Here is a 15,878-nt window from a genome sequence, read left to right as displayed (position 1 = left end):
TGTCCTCGGAAATCAATGGCTTGCGGTCATCGTGACGTGCTCGACGATGGGCCCGAGCGCGAGCGCCGGCACATACGTGAGCGCGCCGACCAGAAGGAGCGTGCCGAGCAGGAGCACGACGAAGAGCGGTCCGTGGGTCGGCAAGGTGCCCGCTGTCACGGCGAGACGCTTCTTCGCGGCGAGCGAGCCAGCGATGGCGAGGATCGGAATGAGCGAACCGAAGCGGCCGAACCACATCGCGATGGCGAGCATCGAGTTATAGAACGGCGTGTTCACCGAAAGGCCCGCGAACGCGCTGCCGTTGTTGTTGGCGGCGGAGCTGAACGCGTAAAGCACTTCGGAGAAGCCGTGCGCGCCCGGATTCGCGATGCCCGCCGTGCCCGCCGCGCTCAGCACGGCTATCGACGTGCCCAGCAGCACCAATAGCGGCGTAAGCAGAATGACGATGGAGACCATCTTCATCTCGAACGATTCGATCTTCTTGCCGACATACTCGGGCGTGCGGCCGATCATCAGACCCGCGACGAACACCGCGAGCAACGCGAACGCGAGCATGCCGTAGAGACCGGAACCGACGCCGCCGAAGATCACTTCGCCGAGCTGGATCAGCAGCATCGGCACGAGGCCGCCGAGCGGCGTCAGCGAATCGTGCATGCTGGAGACCGCGCCGCACGATGCGGCCGTCGTCGCGACCGTGAAGATGCCCGATTGCGCGATGCCAAGGCGCGTTTCCTTGCCTTCCATGTTGCCGCCGGCCTGTAGCGTGGACGCTTGCGTATCGACCTTGAGCGACGCGTAAAGCGGATTGCCGGCCTGCTCCGATGCAATCTCGCCCCAGCACGCGACGGCGAACGCGATGGTCATCGCCGCGAGCACGGCATAGCCCTGACGCCTGTCGCCGACCGTGCGCCCGAACACGACGCACAGCGCAGCCGGGATGATCAGCATCGCGAGCATCTGCATGAAGTTTGAGAACGGCGTCGGGTTCTCGTACGGATGCGCGGAGTTCGTGTTGAAGAAACCGCCGCCATTCGTGCCGAGCATCTTGATCGCTTCCTGCGAGGCGACGGGGCCCATCGGCAGCGTCTGTTTCTCGGCCTTGAGCGTCTGCGTGACGGGCTTGCCTTGTGCGTCGGTGGATTGCGTCTGATATGTGGTGACCTGCAGCGTCGATACGTCCTGATACGCCTTGAAATTCTGGATCGCGCCCTGGCTCACGAAGACGAGCGCGAACACGACGGCAAGCGGCGCAAGGATGTAGAGCGTCGTGCGCGTGAGGTCGACCCAGAAGTTGCCGATGGTCTGAGCGCTATGCCGCTTGAAGCCGCGAATCAGCGCGATGACGACCGCGATGCCCGTCGCCGCCGAGAGAAAGTTCTGCACGGTCAGGCCGAGCATCTGCGCGAGATAGCCGAGCGTGCTTTCGCCGCCGTAGTCCTGCCAGTTCGTGTTGGTCACGAAGCTGATGGCGGTGTTGAACGCGGCATCGGGCGTCATCCCGGCCATGCCTTGCGGATTGGCGGGCAGCGTGCCCTGCAGGCGCAGCAGCGCATACAGCACGAGCGCGCCGAGCACGTTGAAGAACATCACGGCGAGCGCGTAATGCTTCCATGACATCTCGGATTCGGGATCGACGCCGGCGATGCGATAGAGCATCGATTCGATCGGGCGTCCGATCTTGCGCACGATAACGGACGATCCGTCGAGCACGTTCGAGATATAGCGGCCGAGCGGAATGGCCAGCGCAATCAGCACGACGATGAAGAGCGCCGTCTGCATGAAGGTGTTGGCGTTCATTCGAGATCCTCCGCACGCAGAAGCGCGTACACGAGATACACGAAGAGCAGCAGCGTGGAAGCCGCCGCGAGCCACAGCATCCAGGCGCTCATGGACGCCCTCCCGTCGCGCGGCGGCCGAGTCGCTCGCAGCCGCGCGTGAGCGCCACGCAAAGTCCCCAGAACAGGACGATGCCGGCGAGGTAAATCAGGTCCATTTTGGTGTTCTCCACTTGTGCGGTTCAGGACAAGGTGGAGATTAAGAAAATGGACGTAAAGGGCGGGAAAAGAGTGGGAGGCGGGGTGTAAAAATGGTGTAAACGCGGCGCGAGGCCGCTGAGCGCATTCAGGGGACGCCGCGGGCATCAAAGGTCGTACCGCTCCTTGAATGCCCGCAGGCGCGATCGCCTTTTCAGTGCCCCATCGGGCCAGGTACACCCCCCGCGATAAGAATGACCACGGGAACCAGCGGAATAGCCATGATCGAGAGCAGACCGTCGGCCGCAACGGTGATTGGCGTCAACACATACAGAAGCTTCTTCGCATCGCTGGATTTTTTCTCCCGTACCGTGACCTCGTACGATCTGCGAAGCAGCTTCTTGTTGACGTTCGACGAATCAAACCCCTTCGCGCTATACCGCTTTCCGGCCAACTCGAAAAGCTTCATTGCTTCGGAAGAACCTTTCAAGGTGAAGCCCAACTCCTTCGACTGCCGCATTTGATCAGCGGTGGCGTTTGTCAATTTGATTCGAATACTTCCTCTCACAGTGTTGCCATCCACAACGAATTCCAGAACGCTCGCTTCCACGTCGTTGTCGAGCGGAGACTCCAGAAGTTCGATGAAACCCTTTGGCGCATCGAAGATATAGTGATAGTCGCGGCCGAGAAACACCAGCATCGTGCGATCGGCTGTGATCAGCACGCTGTCGATGGATTCCGAGTAATCGCGATACTCTTCCTTGGTTATGTTCTCGTGCAAACCTTCGGTAAGCGGGAAACACCCGCTCAGCAATAGCGGCATCGCCGCTGCTGTCAATATGAAGCTTCTTCTTTTCATTTAATCTTGTTTGACCGCGTCGCGGCCTCTCGTTAGTTCAAGATAGTCAGCACAATCAGATCGCGTTCGTCGCGACCAACCTCTTGCAATCCATCCACTGCACACCCGATGCCGTCAACCGGTCATGCAACCAGGGCACCGCAACCTGCGCCTTCGGATGAATATCGTGGAAGAGAATGATCCCGCGTCGCCACAGCAGCATGAGCGTGAGCACGCGCTGTTTGAGTTCATCCGCGCTCACCTTCTCGTTCCAGTCTTGCGAATCGATATTCCAGAGCGCCACACGCAGGCCTTGCGATGCGAAGAAGTCGCCGCTGTCCGCTCGGCGTTGACCATAGGGCGGCCTGAAGAGCGGAACGAAACTGTCCGGCAGATTCGCCTGCGCCAGCCCGATGCTCCGCGCCACCGACTCTTCCCACGACGGCCAGGTTGCGTGCGAACGATGCTCCCAGCCATGCGCGCCGACGCACATGCCGCGATAGGCATACGCCATCGACGACGCACCCGCCTGCTGCAAGCGCGCTTGCAACCGCGTCCCGAGCGTGAAGAACACGCCATTCAAGCGAGCGTCTCGCAACGTCCGCAGCAACGCGTCGGTTGTGCCGCCGGCGGTGGTCGGGCCATCGTCGAAGGTGAGCAGGAAGGTGCGGTCGGCGAACTCGTTGCCGTCGATCTCGCGCGACGAATACGTGTCGATCTCACTGCTGACCTTCGGAAAGAGCGCGGCCAGTCTCAGCAGTTCGTCGAGATACGTGTTGTGAAACGTCCGAGCCTGCGATGACCACGCGCGATACGGACTATCCGCCGGGACTGCGAAGGCTTTGGCCGCGTTCACGAAGTCAGCCTCGCCATGCACCTTTACGCAAAACGGAGCACTCGGCGTGCAATTCGCCGAAGCGGTCAGATAGTTTCCGGTCAGACGCTTCCAGTAACGGCCCCGGATACGATCGACCGATGCCCGATCGAACGATTTCACCTTCAGCCGGCTCTGCAACTCGGCGTCTGACAGTTGTTCGCTATCGGCCAGCGCTTTGCCGAATGCGAGAAGTTCGGCGCGCGAAGCGAGATCGAAGTTCTCTGTACTATCGATGGATATCGGCCACGTCCCGCGATCGCCGATGGCGACCGAAACCGGACCTGCCGCGTGCGACGACATCGCGGCGAATGCCATGAGCATCGCCGCGAGAGTTTTCTTGTACATGTGATGAGCGATGCGGGCCCCGGCGCGATGCCGGGGCCTGGATTGAACGGATTTAGCGATTGCTGACGCGCGTAATGGCGGCGTCGTAGACCGGATTCGACTTTTCGCGTCGCGCTGCGCGGTAGTGGCTCAATGCGTCGGTGAACTGGCCGGCGTCCTCATAGATGCGGCCGATGTTGTAGTACGAACTGGCGCGGACCGTCGCGGCCGTCGCTCCATTCGCGAGCGCGATCGCCTTGCGATTGGCCCAGATGGCTTCGGCAGCACGTCCGGCCTTCTGGAAGGCGAGCCCGAGATTGCTGTACGCCTGGCCGAATTCCGGATTGAAGCTGATCGCCTCGCGGTACAGCCAGATAGCGTCGTCGAAGTTGCCTGCGTGATAGGCACGCTCGCCGTCCTTGTTGATCAGGCTCGCGCGGGCCGCGTCGACATAGTCCTGATTGGCCGGCACGATTCTCAACTGCTCGTCGTTGTAGTTGTCGATGGTGCCGAGCACCTCGCTCGCTCTGACCGTCACGCCGCGCATGGTGTTGATGTCCTGAATCTCGCCCTCGCCGTTGACGCGGAACACGGTCCACAGATTGCCCGCCTGACGCGGCACGCTGAACGTTCGAACCAGCGACTGGCCGACATACACGAACACCCTTGCCTCGCTGTTCGCAAGCTCCGACGCCGCGGGGTTGCTCTCGTTGCTGAAATCGTGCACGGCGAAGACGTAGGTCTGGCCGGAACGCTTGTGATCGAGCGTGATGGTTTCCGGACCGTAGCTATCCGTGTGGTCGACATCCAGATTGGCGTCGTCCCCGGCTTGGTGTTGAAAGTAGACGTGATTCTGCGGATAGGACACGTGCAGATCGAGATCGCGCGGGCGCTGTCCCCATGTAAGCACGACGCGCATGCCATCCAGATTCTTCATCACCGGACTCAGCGCATAGGACAGTCCAGCGCATGGGCACTTGGCGACCAGGTCGGAATAACCAGCCTTCTTGATGATCAGAAGCACCTTACTGTCACTCGCCATATCGGCTGGAATCTGGGCAGCGCCTTGTTGCATCACTCTGGATACGAACCGACTGGGCGCCGTCCTTTTGAAGAATGACAGTCGCGCCGGATATCTTTCGGTCCTTTACCGTAGCGCTGAGCACCTGAATAGGCGCAGTCGCCGCCTGAGCGCCTGCAGCGCAGAACAGCGCGAGCATCATCGATAACTTACAGATGGAACGAAACATATTGTGAGGAGTAGACGGTTGATTGATGAAGCGATTCATCGCATCGCTATTTATTCGGATACCGAATCATGAAAGCATAGCAATCGCCGATTCGCTCGATCTAGCAGCCGATGCGCAATTTCTTCAAATTTCCGCAAAAGCCATACGGCACCGTGGACAACAGCGCAGCATGCTGCAATGCTCGCGACCGGACATACGAAAGGACCGCACACTCGAGGCAAGCATCATGGAACCAACCGAACATCAACTAGACGTGCCTCAAATCAACACCGAGATACAGTCGCCCACGCTCGAACCGGACGTCGCTCTCTTCGTCGGAAAGAACGCGAAGTACTACGCGTACAAATGGTCCTTTCTGAACAAACGCGGGCAGCCAAGATGTACATGGAACGGAGCCTCGTTCGTGATCGGTCCAATTTGGCTCGTCTATCGAAAGATGTACTGGCAAGCTGGAGCGTTGTTCGCGGCTGCTGTCCTGCTTCGGTTCGCCGTCGGTTCGCTGGGAGATGGGGCTGGCGGCTTTGTGTCGTACGCGATTTCGTTCGCGCTGGGACTCTCCGGCAATCTTCTCTACCGGGAACATGTGCTAAGGAGCATCGGCAAACTTCGCAACCAGGGTTCATCCGGCAGCGCGCTGGAATACGAGCTGTGCCGCAAAGGCGGCACGAACGCCGCGGCGGCATGGATGCTCGCGCTTCTGATGATCGTGGTTCTGGGCATTGCCCTCTTCGGCTGACGGTGTGTCGGGGATGGGAGTGGCTTTGCTCCAAGCGTTTGAAGCAACAATGTCACCCGCCCTCAACCACCACCGCCACACCCACGCACACCCACTGCACGACCGCAAGCATCACGCTCGCCCTGAGCAGTCGAGTCACGCCGCGCACCCGTGCATCGAGCGGCCGGCCGGCACGCGATGCAGCGGTCCATCCGAGCTCGATCAGCACGCGGTCGAGATCATCGAGCGTCGAAGATTCCATTGCGGCAAGCGTGGCGAACAACTGTCGGTCGATGACGATTCGCACCATTAGCCACGAAGCGCCTATGCCCGAACATGTGCTGATGAGCGCGATCAGCGTTCGCACGTAATGCAAATGCTCGCAATGAATGGCGACACCGCACCCCACGCCTGCCGCTGCCAAGGCGACCGCGCACGCACAGCAGCCAGCATCGAGCGCACCACGCGCCGCCGCGATGAAATAGGCGTTCATCCTTGTCTTCCATGAACCGTGCAATGGTCGATCCAGTCCTGCAGCAACGCGACGGTGTCCTTCGACCAGACCGCGCGACGCTGCGCCGACCGCACAGCCAGAAGTGCCGCGCGTGCATCGTGCAAACCTTGCGTCTTCGCGATCCACGCCGCCGCGCACAGCACGCTGCGCCCATAACCGAGCGCACAGCAAACCAGCACATCGCGCCCGTCGCGATGCAGCTCACCGAGCGCCTCGACAGCCGCGTTCAGACGCAGCAGAGTCGGCGGCACGAGATCCAGATGCGGCACGCATAGGTACACATGCGATTGATCGAGCGCGATCCAGCGCGGCATCTCGGCCGTCAGATCGAGCAATGCATCGAAACCATGCTGCCGCCATTCGCGAGGCGTCGGCGTGCGACCGATGGAAACGCCGGTCGCAACGCGAACAGGCGATGGCCTCTTGCGCGTCCATAACCGTGAGTTGATGAATGCGCCAGCGATAGCCGGAGCGAGCAGCAGACGGACGGCCAACGGAATGCGGCCCCGCTCGTCCTTCTGAAACGCGGCAGGCGAGCCTTGCCAATAAATCCACGCAACGCAAGCGAATGCCAGCGAAACCCATCCCATGACAAGCGCGGCACCAACGGCATGCCTCACAAGGATCAACGTGAACGCGGTCAGCGCGACCGCGACGGTCGCATAGACGCCGGCTATCCGCCGGCTTCGCGCGCAAGGGAGCGCGGCGCCGGTCACATCGTCTGCGAGAGGAAAGAGAAATAGCGCAAAGGCACCCACCGCCGCGCCGGTCGGCACGTCGATCACATGGTGCTGCCATGTGGTCAGAACGGAAACACCGATCGCCATGAACCAGAGATCCAAGACCGCACGAGCAGCTTTGTTCCGCAGAACGCCCGCGTAGAACGTCCAAAGCACGATCAGCAATCCGATGTGCAGCGATGGAGCCTGGTTATACGGCTTATCGATGCCCGTCAGGAGGTCGAATAGCACGCCGGTCACACCGCTCGAGACTGGCCGCTCGGCGCCGAAGCTCAACGGCCACGCGATGAAACATGCCACGGAGATCATTTGCACCGTGAAAAGCCTGCGGACGTGCGCGTGGAGCGCCGCGCGCCTGACGCACAACAGGAACGAGAGCGCGTAGAACACATCGATGGACCAATACGGCACGATGCTCCACGGCATGAACGGAATGGCCCGTTCCCATGCGAATGCGAAGGTGGGCACCGAGGCGCGCGTCGACGCCAGCCAGTTCGCGAAGGCGTATGTCGAAAAGAACAACGCGCCCATGATCGCGAGCCATCCGGATCGCAACATCAGGGAGGCGTCCCGTTCGCTTCGCGCACCGGCGACGGACAAGGCAGCGCTATTCATCAGGACGCGACGCGCTCGGCAAGCGTCACCGTGAAGATCCCCTTTTCATCGATGCGCTGCGTGATCTTGCGAAAGCCGGCGCGCGCGACGAGTTCGTCCATTTCCGCCTGCGAACGGCGACGCATGACCCACGCTGTCTCGCCACGATGATTCCCAAGCACGCGCGCAATGAATTCGAGCTGCGGATGCCACGGCTGTCCGGTATAGACGAGGTAGCCGCCAGGTTGCACGGCGCGCGCGAGGCCACGGAGCGACTGTTCTATCGAAGCGTTGTCGCCAAAAAGCTCATACAGCCCTGACACGATCGCAAGCGTCGGACGGGGATCGAGCGCGGCGAGCGAGGCCTCGTCGAAGGCATCGCCTTGCTCGAAACGCGCAACGCTTTCGAGACCACGTTGCGCAATCAGAGCGCGTCCAGCATCGACGTTCGGCGCGCTGTAATCGCGCAACAGAATGTGCTCGGGCGACACGCCATCGCGACGGGTCACCGCGGCGATGGCGTCAAGGACATAACGGCCATGTCCCGCCGCGATATCGACGATCCGGACCGTCTCGCCCGAGCGCGTGATTCGCGTCATCGCCTCGGCGATCAACGCCTCGATATTGATCTTGCGCTGACGGATGCCCACCCAGCCAGGAGAGTCGAGGTAGTTGCGATCGATGTGGCGCCCCACACATCCGCGTCCCCTCGCTTCGTTGCGGTACACGTAGTCGAGCGTCGAGCCGGAATCGAACCTGAGCCGATGCCCAAGTGCAATGCCTTCCGAGAATGCGCCGCCCACCCGCAACCCCGCGCGCGCAGCCATCCAGTACAAACGCGCGAGCGGACTGGCGGGAGCTTGTTTCAACGCTTCGTATTCCGCATGAAAAGGTCCGCGCGTGTCGGCATCCACGAGCGAGACTCGCGCGCAAGGCGCCTCGAACTCACGCAGCAGAAACGCCCGCAGCGGCGCGAGCGCCTGCGCGCGGTCGCGTTCACCGAGCGTATCGTGATAGAAACCGGGCAGCACGATGCGCTCCTTGCGCGCCGACCCGAGCCGCTCGAAGAAGCGTTCCTGCGGTCCGCGATGCACGACCCAATCCGCACCCGAGATCAGCAGTTGCGTCGGCACGGTGATGGCGGCCGCATCGTCGACGATGCGCCTCGCCGTGTCGTGCAGGTCCAGCAGCATATTGACCGCGATCGGCCGCGTGATCAGCGGATCCGCGGCATAGCTCGCGATGCGCTCCGGATCGTGCGTCAAAAATTTTGGCTTCACATAGCTGTTCACATAGAACAGACCGCGAAGCTTGTGCATCAGACGCAATCCCGGACGTGCAAATGGCACGTACAGCTTGATATGAAACGCCGGCGATGCGAGCGCGAGACAGCGCACGGGCGGCGCATAATCGTGCACCCAGGCCGCGGCCAGCACGGCGCCGACGCTCTGACCGACGACCGCCATGTCTTCGATGGCGACGCCATGAACGTCGCGGATGTGTTCGACGAAGCACTGGAGGTCGCGCACGCAAGCCGCTGCGTTCGGACTGTATCCGCGCGCGCCGGGCGAACGTCCGTGCCCACGCGCGTCCCACGCAAAGAAATCGTAGCCAGGCATGTCGAGTTCATCGACCAGATGCGCGACACGCGCCGAATGCTCGTGCCCCCGATGCAGCAGCACCACAGCGCCGCTGCGTGTCGCGCCCGCCGCGGGCCAGTGCCGATAGAAAAGCGCTTCACCGTCGTGAGTCGTGAAGCGCGCCTCTTGTGCGCGTCGAATAGTCGCTTGAGTCATGTGATTTTTGCCTTCGTTGTTTCGATGTTGCAGGTAACGCTTAACGGCCCGTTTCACGCGATAAGCGAACGCCCATCGCGACGCGTCTGATCGCAGTCAATACCGCGAGTGCGATCAGTGCACGCCACAGCCAGACAAACGTCGAACCGACCGGCAGCCCCATTCCGAACCAGAGCGCAAATGCCCCGAGCGCCAGCGCGCGGTCGCTCTTGCCGAATGGCCCGTCGTAGCGACGATCCGCGCCGGCCAGTGGTCCGATCAGTCCCGCGCACTCGACTACGCACGCCGTCCAGGCGAAGAGCCACACGTCCGATGGCGCGAAAGCCGGCACGGCCAGAAACGGCAGCACGAGCGCCGTGTCCGAGATCACATCGCCTAGTTCGTTCAGGTAAGCGCCCAATGCGCTCTTATGGCCGTGTTCGCGCGCAAGCATGCCGTCGATGGCATTCAGCGCCATGCGGATGAAAAGCCACAGCGGAATGAGCAGAAACAGACCGCGCTCGGGATAACCGAGCCACGCCGATGCACCGACTGCCATCGATCCAAGCATCGCGGCTACCGTGACCTGGTTTGCGGTCACGCCTCGCCGCGCGAGCCAATTTGTGAATGGACGAAGCAGAATTTGGAAGCGCGGCTTGAGTGCGTAGAGGCTCATTGCGATGTTTTCGCCGGTTCGTCGACCATGCCTGACGTCCCGATGGATCGAAAAAGCCGCTACTATCAGGGCACTTTTGCATCCCGTCAACCGTTAGGATTGCAGAGCCTCTTTGTTATGCAGTTCTGTTATCACTTGCTAAACATCTGACACATCTTGTCAAGACCACTTGCTCCGTCGATGCGCATGTGAACGGAATATAAATAAGCAATCCACACCACTACCGACTCATGAAACGGATATATGCCTGGCAACGCGATTTACTGTTATCTCTCGTTCGGTTGGTCGCTGGAGCCTACACAGTCTGTCATGTCCCTCGTGCAGGCGAAACTCAACAGATCTACTTCTCGAATCACACGAGCCATATCGACACACTCGCTATCCTCGCTGCGTTGCCGCGCAGTTTGCGCGATTCCGTGCGGCCCGTTGCTGCGCGCGACTACTGGAACGCCAACGCGCTCAAGCGACATATCGCGCAGAAACTGCTGAACGTCGTGCTGATCGATCGTCGACGCGAAGGAGATGGCGATCCGCTCGATCCGGTTCGCGATGCGCTCACGAAGGGGCATTCGGTGATTATCTTTCCCGAAGGCACACGTGGCACGGATGCTTTGCCGCAAGGCTTCAAGAGCGGACTCTTTCATCTGGCAAGCGAGTTTCCCGGCATCGCCCTCACGCCGGTCTATCTCGAGAATCTTCAGCGGATCATGCCCAAGGGCGCGATCTGGCCGATTCCGTTGATCTGCAAAGTCCATTTCGGCGCGGGCGAAGCGCTTCGGGCGACCGATGACAAATCTGCTTTTCTCACACGCATGCGCGATGCGATCGTCGCGCTGGCGCCATCGGCTTGCTCAGACTGAGCTTGCTGCAACAACATCTCCGATTCTCGAACATGCCAGAACTGTTTTGGAAATTGATCGCGGGCGTGGCGGGCTTTCTCGCCGTCGCGACCGTGACAGGCGCCATCCTCGCCGCCCGACCGAATGGCAAGAGCGCGACCATCGTCAACCTCAATGAACGCATCCGCGCGTGGTGGGGCATGGTCGCCGTCATGGCGATCGCCATTGGACTCGGCGAGACTGCAACTTATGTGGTCTTCGCGCTACTGTCATTCCTCACGTTGCGCGAGTTCATAACACTCACGCCGACCACGCCGAGCGATCACTCGACGCTGTTCCTCGCGTTCTTTGTCGCGGTTCCCGTTCAGTACATTCTGCTTGGCATCAACTGGTACGGCATGTATTCCATCTTCGTACCGGTGCATCTCTTCTTCGCGATGTCACTGGTATCGGCGCTGACGCAGGATACGCGCGACTTTCTGAGTCGCAATGCACGCATTAACTGGGCGCTGATGGTCTGCGTCTACGGCCTGAGCCACGCCGCCGCGCTCCTGACGCTCGACGTTCCCGGCTATCGCGGGCAGAACGCGTTATTGCTCTTCTACTTCCTGCTCGTCGTGCAGATCAGCGATGTCTTGCAGTACGTCGTGGGGAAACTGTTCGGCAAGCGCAAGATCGCACCCGTGCTTTCGCCTTCTAAAACGGTCGAAGGCTTCGTCGGCGGTGGCGCGCTGGCGACCCTTTGCGGCGCGGCGCTTTGCCGGATCACGCCATTCGGCTTCGGCGCGGCGCTCGGCATGTCGTTCGCCATCGTTCTGGCGGGGTTCATCGGCGGGCTGGTTCTTTCAGCGGTGAAGCGTTCGCTCGGCGCGAAGGACTGGGGCTCGATGCTCGCCGGACACGGCGGCATACTCGATCGTGTCGATTCGATCTGCTTCGCCGCGCCTGTGTTTTTTCATCTGGTCAGATTCGTTTATGTGTGACGTCTGCGAGCCCGCCCCCGCCCCACCGCTCCGCTAGAATCGAGCCTTCAGCGCAACGGCCGCGCTCTACGAAGAAAACGGGCACTCATGAAAATCGCCACCTGGAACGTCAATTCCCTCAAAGTCCGCCAGCAGCATGTCATCGACTGGCTCGCGCTCTCGGGCGTCGACGTGCTGTGCCTTCAGGAACTGAAGCTCCCCGACGAGAAATTTCCCCGCGCCGAACTCGAAGCCGCCGGCTACAAAAGCTGGTTCGCCGGGCAGAAGACGTACAACGGCGTCGGCATTCTGGTGCGCGCCGATGCGGGCTTCGAAGTCGATGAAATCAGCGTCGTGCGCAACATTCCCGGATTCGAAGATCTGCAGCAACGCGTGATCGCCGCGACGATCGACGGCGTGCGCATCATCTCCGCATATTTCCCGAACGGACAGGCGCCCGGCTCCGAGAAATTCGCCTACAAGATGCGCTGGCTGGACGCACTGCGCGAATGGTTGCGCGAAGACATGGCGCGTCATCCGCAGCTCGCGTTGCTGGGCGATTACAACATCGCGCCGGAAGACCGCGACGTGCACGATCCGAAAGCATGGGAAGGCCAGAACCTCGTGTCGCCCGAAGAGCGCGCGCACTTCGCGCAACTCGTCGGGCTCGGCCTGACCGATGCCTTCCGCAAGTTCGAGCAGGCCGAGAAGCTCTTTACGTGGTGGGATTACCGGATGATGGCGTTTCGCCGCAACGCGGGGCTGCGCATCGACCACATCCTGCTGTCGGCGGAACTGGCCGCGCGCTGCACGTCATGCGAAGTCGACAAGGTGCCGCGCAAGTGGGACCAGCCGTCGGACCACGCGCCCGTGATCGCGACGATCGGCTGATCCCGTCGTAACGACGTTCACGCGTCGAGATGCAACTCCTGAATCTTGCGCGTGATCGTATTGCGGCCGATGCCCAGACGCTCCGCCGCCTCCACCTTGCGCCCGCGCGTGAAGTCGAGCGCCTCGCGGATCACCGCCGCTTCGAAACGGCGCGCGAGTTCGTCCATGACATCGGCGGAATTCTCGCGCAACAGTCGCGCGACTTCCGTGCGCAAGCCGTTCTCCCACACGCTCGCCGCGACGCCCGCCGGCGCCGCCGCGATCGGCGCGGATCCGGCGCCGTTCACGGCATTGGGAACCGGCGCGACCGCGCCATCCGTCGATACGGCGAGACTCTCGGCGCTCACCTCCTGACGCGACGTGAGATCGGGCGGCAGATCCTTCTGCTCGATCACCTGCGCGGGCGCCATCACCGTGAGCCAGTTGCACAGGTTCTCCAGTTGACGCACGTTGCCGGGAAACGGCAGCGACGCGAGATACGCGAGTGCATCGTCCGACACGCGCTTGGGCTCGACACCCAGATCGCGCGCGCTCTTCTGCAGGAAGTGTCGCGTGAGCAGCGGGATATCCTCGCTGCGTTCGCGCAACGCCGGCAGACGCAGCCGAATCACATTCAATCGGTGATACAAGTCCTCGCGAAACAAGCCCTGCCGCACGCGCGATTCGAGATTCTGATGCGTCGCCGCGATCACGCGCACGTTCGCCTTCAGCGGATTGTGCCCGCCCACGCGATAGAACTGCCCGTCCGACAGCACGCGCAGCAGGCGCGTCTGGAGGTCGAACGGCATGTCGCCGATTTCATCGAGAAAGAGCGTGCCGTTCTCGGCTTGTTCGAAGCGGCCCTGACGCATCGCCTGCGCGCCGGTGAACGCGCCGCGCTCGTGCCCGAACAGTTCGGACTCCAGCAGATCCTTCGGAATCGCCGCCGTGTTCAGCGCGATGAACGGTCCGTTTGCGCGTGGGCTATGTCGGTGCAAGGCGCGCGCGACAAGCTCCTTTCCGGTGCCTGATTCGCCCGTGATGAGCACGGTCGCCGCCGAATGCGACAGACGGCCGATCGCGCGGAACATGTCCTGCATCGCGGGCGCCTGACCGAGCATCTCGGGCGTCTCGGTCACGCGCTCGTCGACCGACGCTTCGCCGCGCATGCTTTCATCCACGGCGCGGCGGATCAGCTCGACGGCCTTGTCGACATCGAATGGCTTGGCGAGATATTCGAAGGCGCCGCCCTGAAACGCGGCCACTGCGCTGTCGAGATCCGAGAACGCCGTCATGATGATGACAGGCAAGCCCGGCAAGCGGTCGCGCACGGTCTGCAGCAGTTCCAGCCCGGACCCGCCCGGCATGCGGATGTCCGAGACGAGCACTTGCGGGCTTTCTCCTTCGAGCGCGGCAAGCGCGTCGCGCACGCCGGAGAAGCTGCGCGTCGTGAAGTTTTCTCGTGCGAGCGCCTTTTCCAGCACCCAGCGGATGGATTGGTCGTCGTCTACTATCCAGATCGGCTTCATATCGTTCGGCGAGAAGTCTTCGTGTGGTTCGGTGTGAGCCCGTCGAAACGGTCAGGCGTCAAAGCATGCGGCACTACGTTCCTTGGCGTGAAGTCGCTGGTCAATTCTCGAACGGCAACAGGATGGCGAACTCGGTACAGCCCGGCCGGCTTTCCACTTCGATCAGCCCATCGTGCTGATGCACGAACGACTGCGCGAGCGTGAGGCCGAGACCGCTGCCGTCTTCCCTGCCCGATACGAGCGGAAAGAAGATCCGGTCGCGGATTTCGCTGGGGATGCCGGGACCGTTGTCAGTGATATGCAAGTCCAGTGCCAGTTTGTGCAGCTTCTTGCCGATGGTCACCTTGCGCGCGATGCGCGTGCGCAGCTCGATCTTCGCATCGCCTTGTGAGATGCGTTCCTTCAGCGCTTCGGCCGCGTTGCGCACGATGTTCAGCAGCGCCTGAATCAACTGTTCCTTGTCGCCGCGCAGATCGGGCACGCTCACGTCGTAGTCGCGCTCGATCGTGAGGCCGCGCGGAAACTCCGCGAGGATCACGGCGCGCACCCGCTCGCAGACTTCGTGGATGTTCACGTCGCCGACGATATGCGGATGCCGGTGCGGCTCCAGCAAGCGATCGACGAGTGTCTGCAGCCGATCCGATTCCTTGATGATGACCTGCGTGTATTCGCGCAGTTCGTCGCGTTCGCGCGCGCCGAGTTCGAATTCGAGCAACTGCGCCGCACCGCGAATGCCGCCGAGCGGATTCTTGATCTCATGCGCGAGATTGCGGATGAGCTGCTTGTTGACCGCGGTGAGATCGTGGATACGCTCTTCGCGGTCCGTGCGCAGATGTCGCTCGTTCTCGAAGAGTTCGAGCAGCACGTATTCCGGCGCGGCTTCGAGATAGCCGACGATCGCATGCACATGCACCGGCTCGCGATTCTGCCTCTCGAGCACCGCGTCGAGCCGCGTCGCATTGAAGCGGTTCTCGGCGATCGACGCGATCGTGGTCGCGAGCTCGTCCGCGTTCGCGAAGAGGTCGGGCCAGTTCGTCTGCGTCAACTGCTTGCGCGACATTTCCAGCATCGCTTCGGCCGATGGATTCGCATACGCGATCCGCAGATTGCGCACGTCCAGAACGAGCACGTTCGTGGGCAGCGCCTCGAAGCCGGGCAGCAGTCCGCTTGCCGCGAGCTGCGTATTGTCGGAGAGCGCATCGGCGTGGCCTTTGCGCGCCTTGATCAGATTCTTGAGCACCATCGTGCAGTCGATGAGGTCGTTCGTGACACCGATCTTCTTATCGTTTCATGACACTGAGCAGCGATTAAAAAAGGGACGGCGCGCCGTCCCTTTGGATCACTGTTCAGCACACGTCGCGCGCCTCATCGGACTGCTCACGACAAAACGCGCTTCGATCAT

The 15,878-nt window shown here is 61.6% G+C and carries 15 protein-coding genes; 4 read left to right on the top strand and 11 right to left on the bottom strand.

Annotation, left to right across the window (positions count from 1 at the left end; translation table 11 throughout):
• Positions 1–12: 12 nt before the first annotated feature.
• The 5 genes from kdpA to NCS67_RS04360 form a co-directional block, all read right to left on the bottom strand.
• Positions 13–1,797: a potassium-transporting ATPase subunit KdpA gene (gene kdpA, locus NCS67_RS04380; protein WP_250434421.1), complete on the bottom strand. Its 1,785-nt coding sequence runs from the start codon at positions 1,795–1,797 to the stop codon at positions 13–15.
• A complete protein-coding gene (gene kdpF / locus NCS67_RS04375) occupies positions 1,794–1,889 on the bottom strand; it encodes a K(+)-transporting ATPase subunit F (protein WP_008350504.1) in 96 nt (31 codons plus the stop codon). Before kdpF ends, kdpA begins: the two co-directional genes overlap by 4 nt.
• A 298-nt stretch (positions 1,890–2,187) precedes the next feature.
• A complete protein-coding gene (locus NCS67_RS04370; RefSeq protein ID WP_250434418.1) occupies positions 2,188–2,832 on the bottom strand; it encodes a hypothetical protein in 645 nt (214 codons plus the stop codon).
• 55 nt (positions 2,833–2,887) lie between these two features.
• A complete protein-coding gene (locus NCS67_RS04365) occupies positions 2,888–4,033 on the bottom strand; it encodes a polysaccharide deacetylase family protein (RefSeq protein WP_250434416.1) in 1,146 nt (381 codons plus the stop codon).
• Between the two features lie 52 nt (positions 4,034–4,085).
• Positions 4,086–4,949, bottom strand: coding sequence for a YfaP family protein (locus tag NCS67_RS04360; RefSeq protein WP_250434407.1), 864 nt, complete (start codon positions 4,947–4,949; stop codon positions 4,086–4,088).
• Between the two features lie 338 nt (positions 4,950–5,287).
• On the opposite strand from NCS67_RS04360, the gene NCS67_RS04355 reads away from it, so the two are divergent.
• A complete protein-coding gene (locus NCS67_RS04355) occupies positions 5,288–5,998 on the top strand; it encodes a DUF2628 domain-containing protein (RefSeq protein WP_250434405.1) in 711 nt (236 codons plus the stop codon).
• A 52-nt stretch (positions 5,999–6,050) separates the two neighbouring features.
• On the opposite strand, the gene NCS67_RS04350 is transcribed toward NCS67_RS04355, so the two are convergent.
• Genes NCS67_RS04350 through NCS67_RS04335 form a run of 4 tightly spaced genes read right to left on the bottom strand, consistent with a single transcriptional unit; the run spans position 6,051 to position 10,276 of the window.
• Positions 6,051–6,470 (bottom strand): hypothetical protein, encoded by a 420-nt coding sequence (locus tag NCS67_RS04350; RefSeq protein WP_250434403.1) that lies wholly within the window; start codon positions 6,468–6,470, stop codon positions 6,051–6,053.
• Positions 6,467–7,789, bottom strand: a complete 1,323-nt coding sequence (locus tag NCS67_RS04345; protein WP_502801847.1) for a phosphatase PAP2/dual specificity phosphatase family protein — start codon at positions 7,787–7,789, stop codon at positions 6,467–6,469. Before NCS67_RS04345 ends, NCS67_RS04350 begins: the two co-directional genes overlap by 4 nt.
• A 56-nt stretch (positions 7,790–7,845) precedes the next feature.
• On the bottom strand, positions 7,846–9,621 hold the full coding sequence (locus NCS67_RS04340; RefSeq protein ID WP_250434390.1) for a bifunctional alpha/beta hydrolase/class I SAM-dependent methyltransferase: 1,776 nt from the start codon (positions 9,619–9,621) through the stop codon (positions 7,846–7,848).
• 40 nt (positions 9,622–9,661) lie between these two features.
• Positions 9,662–10,276 carry a CDP-alcohol phosphatidyltransferase family protein gene (locus NCS67_RS04335; RefSeq protein ID WP_008350520.1) on the bottom strand — a complete coding sequence of 205 codons (615 nt, stop codon included), beginning with the start codon at positions 10,274–10,276 and terminating at the stop codon, positions 9,662–9,664.
• A gap of 230 nt (positions 10,277–10,506) precedes the next feature.
• Here NCS67_RS04335 and NCS67_RS04330 point away from each other — a divergent pair, with 230 nt between their 5' ends.
• From NCS67_RS04330 to xth, 3 genes are all read left to right on the top strand, one after another.
• The gene (locus NCS67_RS04330) at positions 10,507–11,136 is read left to right on the top strand and encodes a lysophospholipid acyltransferase family protein (RefSeq protein ID WP_250434388.1); all 630 of its coding nucleotides are present in this window, start codon (positions 10,507–10,509) and stop codon (positions 11,134–11,136) included.
• A gap of 32 nt (positions 11,137–11,168) precedes the next feature.
• Entirely contained in the window at positions 11,169–12,098 is a 930-nt protein-coding gene (locus NCS67_RS04325; RefSeq protein ID WP_008350522.1) for a phosphatidate cytidylyltransferase, read from the top strand.
• Between the two features lie 87 nt (positions 12,099–12,185).
• Entirely contained in the window at positions 12,186–12,968 is a 783-nt protein-coding gene (xth, locus tag NCS67_RS04320) for an exodeoxyribonuclease III (RefSeq protein WP_008350523.1), read from the top strand.
• A gap of 17 nt (positions 12,969–12,985) precedes the next feature.
• Here the strand turns inward: xth and ntrC are convergent, their stop codons facing one another.
• Together ntrC and glnL are read right to left on the bottom strand one after the other, a co-directional pair.
• Positions 12,986–14,476: a nitrogen regulation protein NR(I) gene (gene ntrC / locus NCS67_RS04315; RefSeq protein WP_008350524.1), complete on the bottom strand. Its 1,491-nt coding sequence runs from the start codon at positions 14,474–14,476 to the stop codon at positions 12,986–12,988.
• Between the two features lie 100 nt (positions 14,477–14,576).
• The gene (gene glnL / locus NCS67_RS04310; protein ID WP_008350525.1) at positions 14,577–15,719 is read right to left on the bottom strand and encodes a nitrogen regulation protein NR(II); all 1,143 of its coding nucleotides are present in this window, start codon (positions 15,717–15,719) and stop codon (positions 14,577–14,579) included.
• Positions 15,720–15,878 lie beyond the last annotated feature (159 nt).

It is taken from the genome of Caballeronia sp. ATUFL_F2_KS9A (genome assembly GCF_023630765.1).
Classification (GTDB): domain Bacteria; phylum Pseudomonadota; class Gammaproteobacteria; order Burkholderiales; family Burkholderiaceae; genus Caballeronia; species Caballeronia zhejiangensis.
The sequence above is the reverse complement of the archived record's forward strand: the minus strand, read 5'-3'. Positions and strand labels throughout refer to the sequence as shown.

Bases quoted from the DNA above. Each gene is read 5' to 3' on its own strand.
- kdpA (WP_250434421.1), bottom strand. From the start codon at position 1,797: ATGAACGCCAACACCTTCATGCAGACGGCGCTCTTCATCGTCGTGCTG.
- kdpF (WP_008350504.1), bottom strand. From the start codon at position 1,889: ATGAGCGCCTGGATGCTGTGGCTCGCGGCGGCTTCCACGCTGCTGCTC.
- NCS67_RS04370 (WP_250434418.1), bottom strand. From the start codon at position 2,832: ATGAAAAGAAGAAGCTTCATATTGACAGCAGCGGCGATGCCGCTATTG.
- NCS67_RS04365 (WP_250434416.1), bottom strand. From the start codon at position 4,033: ATGTACAAGAAAACTCTCGCGGCGATGCTCATGGCATTCGCCGCGATG.
- NCS67_RS04360 (WP_250434407.1), bottom strand. From the start codon at position 4,949: ATGAAGAATCTGGATGGCATGCGCGTCGTGCTTACATGGGGACAGCGC.
- NCS67_RS04355 (WP_250434405.1), top strand. From the start codon at position 5,288: ATGAAGCGATTCATCGCATCGCTATTTATTCGGATACCGAATCATGAA.
- NCS67_RS04350 (WP_250434403.1), bottom strand. From the start codon at position 6,470: ATGAACGCCTATTTCATCGCGGCGGCGCGTGGTGCGCTCGATGCTGGC.
- NCS67_RS04345 (WP_502801847.1), bottom strand. From the start codon at position 7,789: ATGTTGCGATCCGGATGGCTCGCGATCATGGGCGCGTTGTTCTTTTCG.
- NCS67_RS04340 (WP_250434390.1), bottom strand. From the start codon at position 9,621: ATGACTCAAGCGACTATTCGACGCGCACAAGAGGCGCGCTTCACGACT.
- NCS67_RS04335 (WP_008350520.1), bottom strand. From the start codon at position 10,276: ATGAGCCTCTACGCACTCAAGCCGCGCTTCCAAATTCTGCTTCGTCCA.
- NCS67_RS04330 (WP_250434388.1), top strand. From the start codon at position 10,507: ATGAAACGGATATATGCCTGGCAACGCGATTTACTGTTATCTCTCGTT.
- NCS67_RS04325 (WP_008350522.1), top strand. From the start codon at position 11,169: ATGCCAGAACTGTTTTGGAAATTGATCGCGGGCGTGGCGGGCTTTCTC.
- xth (WP_008350523.1), top strand. From the start codon at position 12,186: ATGAAAATCGCCACCTGGAACGTCAATTCCCTCAAAGTCCGCCAGCAG.
- ntrC (WP_008350524.1), bottom strand. From the start codon at position 14,476: ATGAAGCCGATCTGGATAGTAGACGACGACCAATCCATCCGCTGGGTG.
- glnL (WP_008350525.1), bottom strand. From the start codon at position 15,719: ATGGTGCTCAAGAATCTGATCAAGGCGCGCAAAGGCCACGCCGATGCG.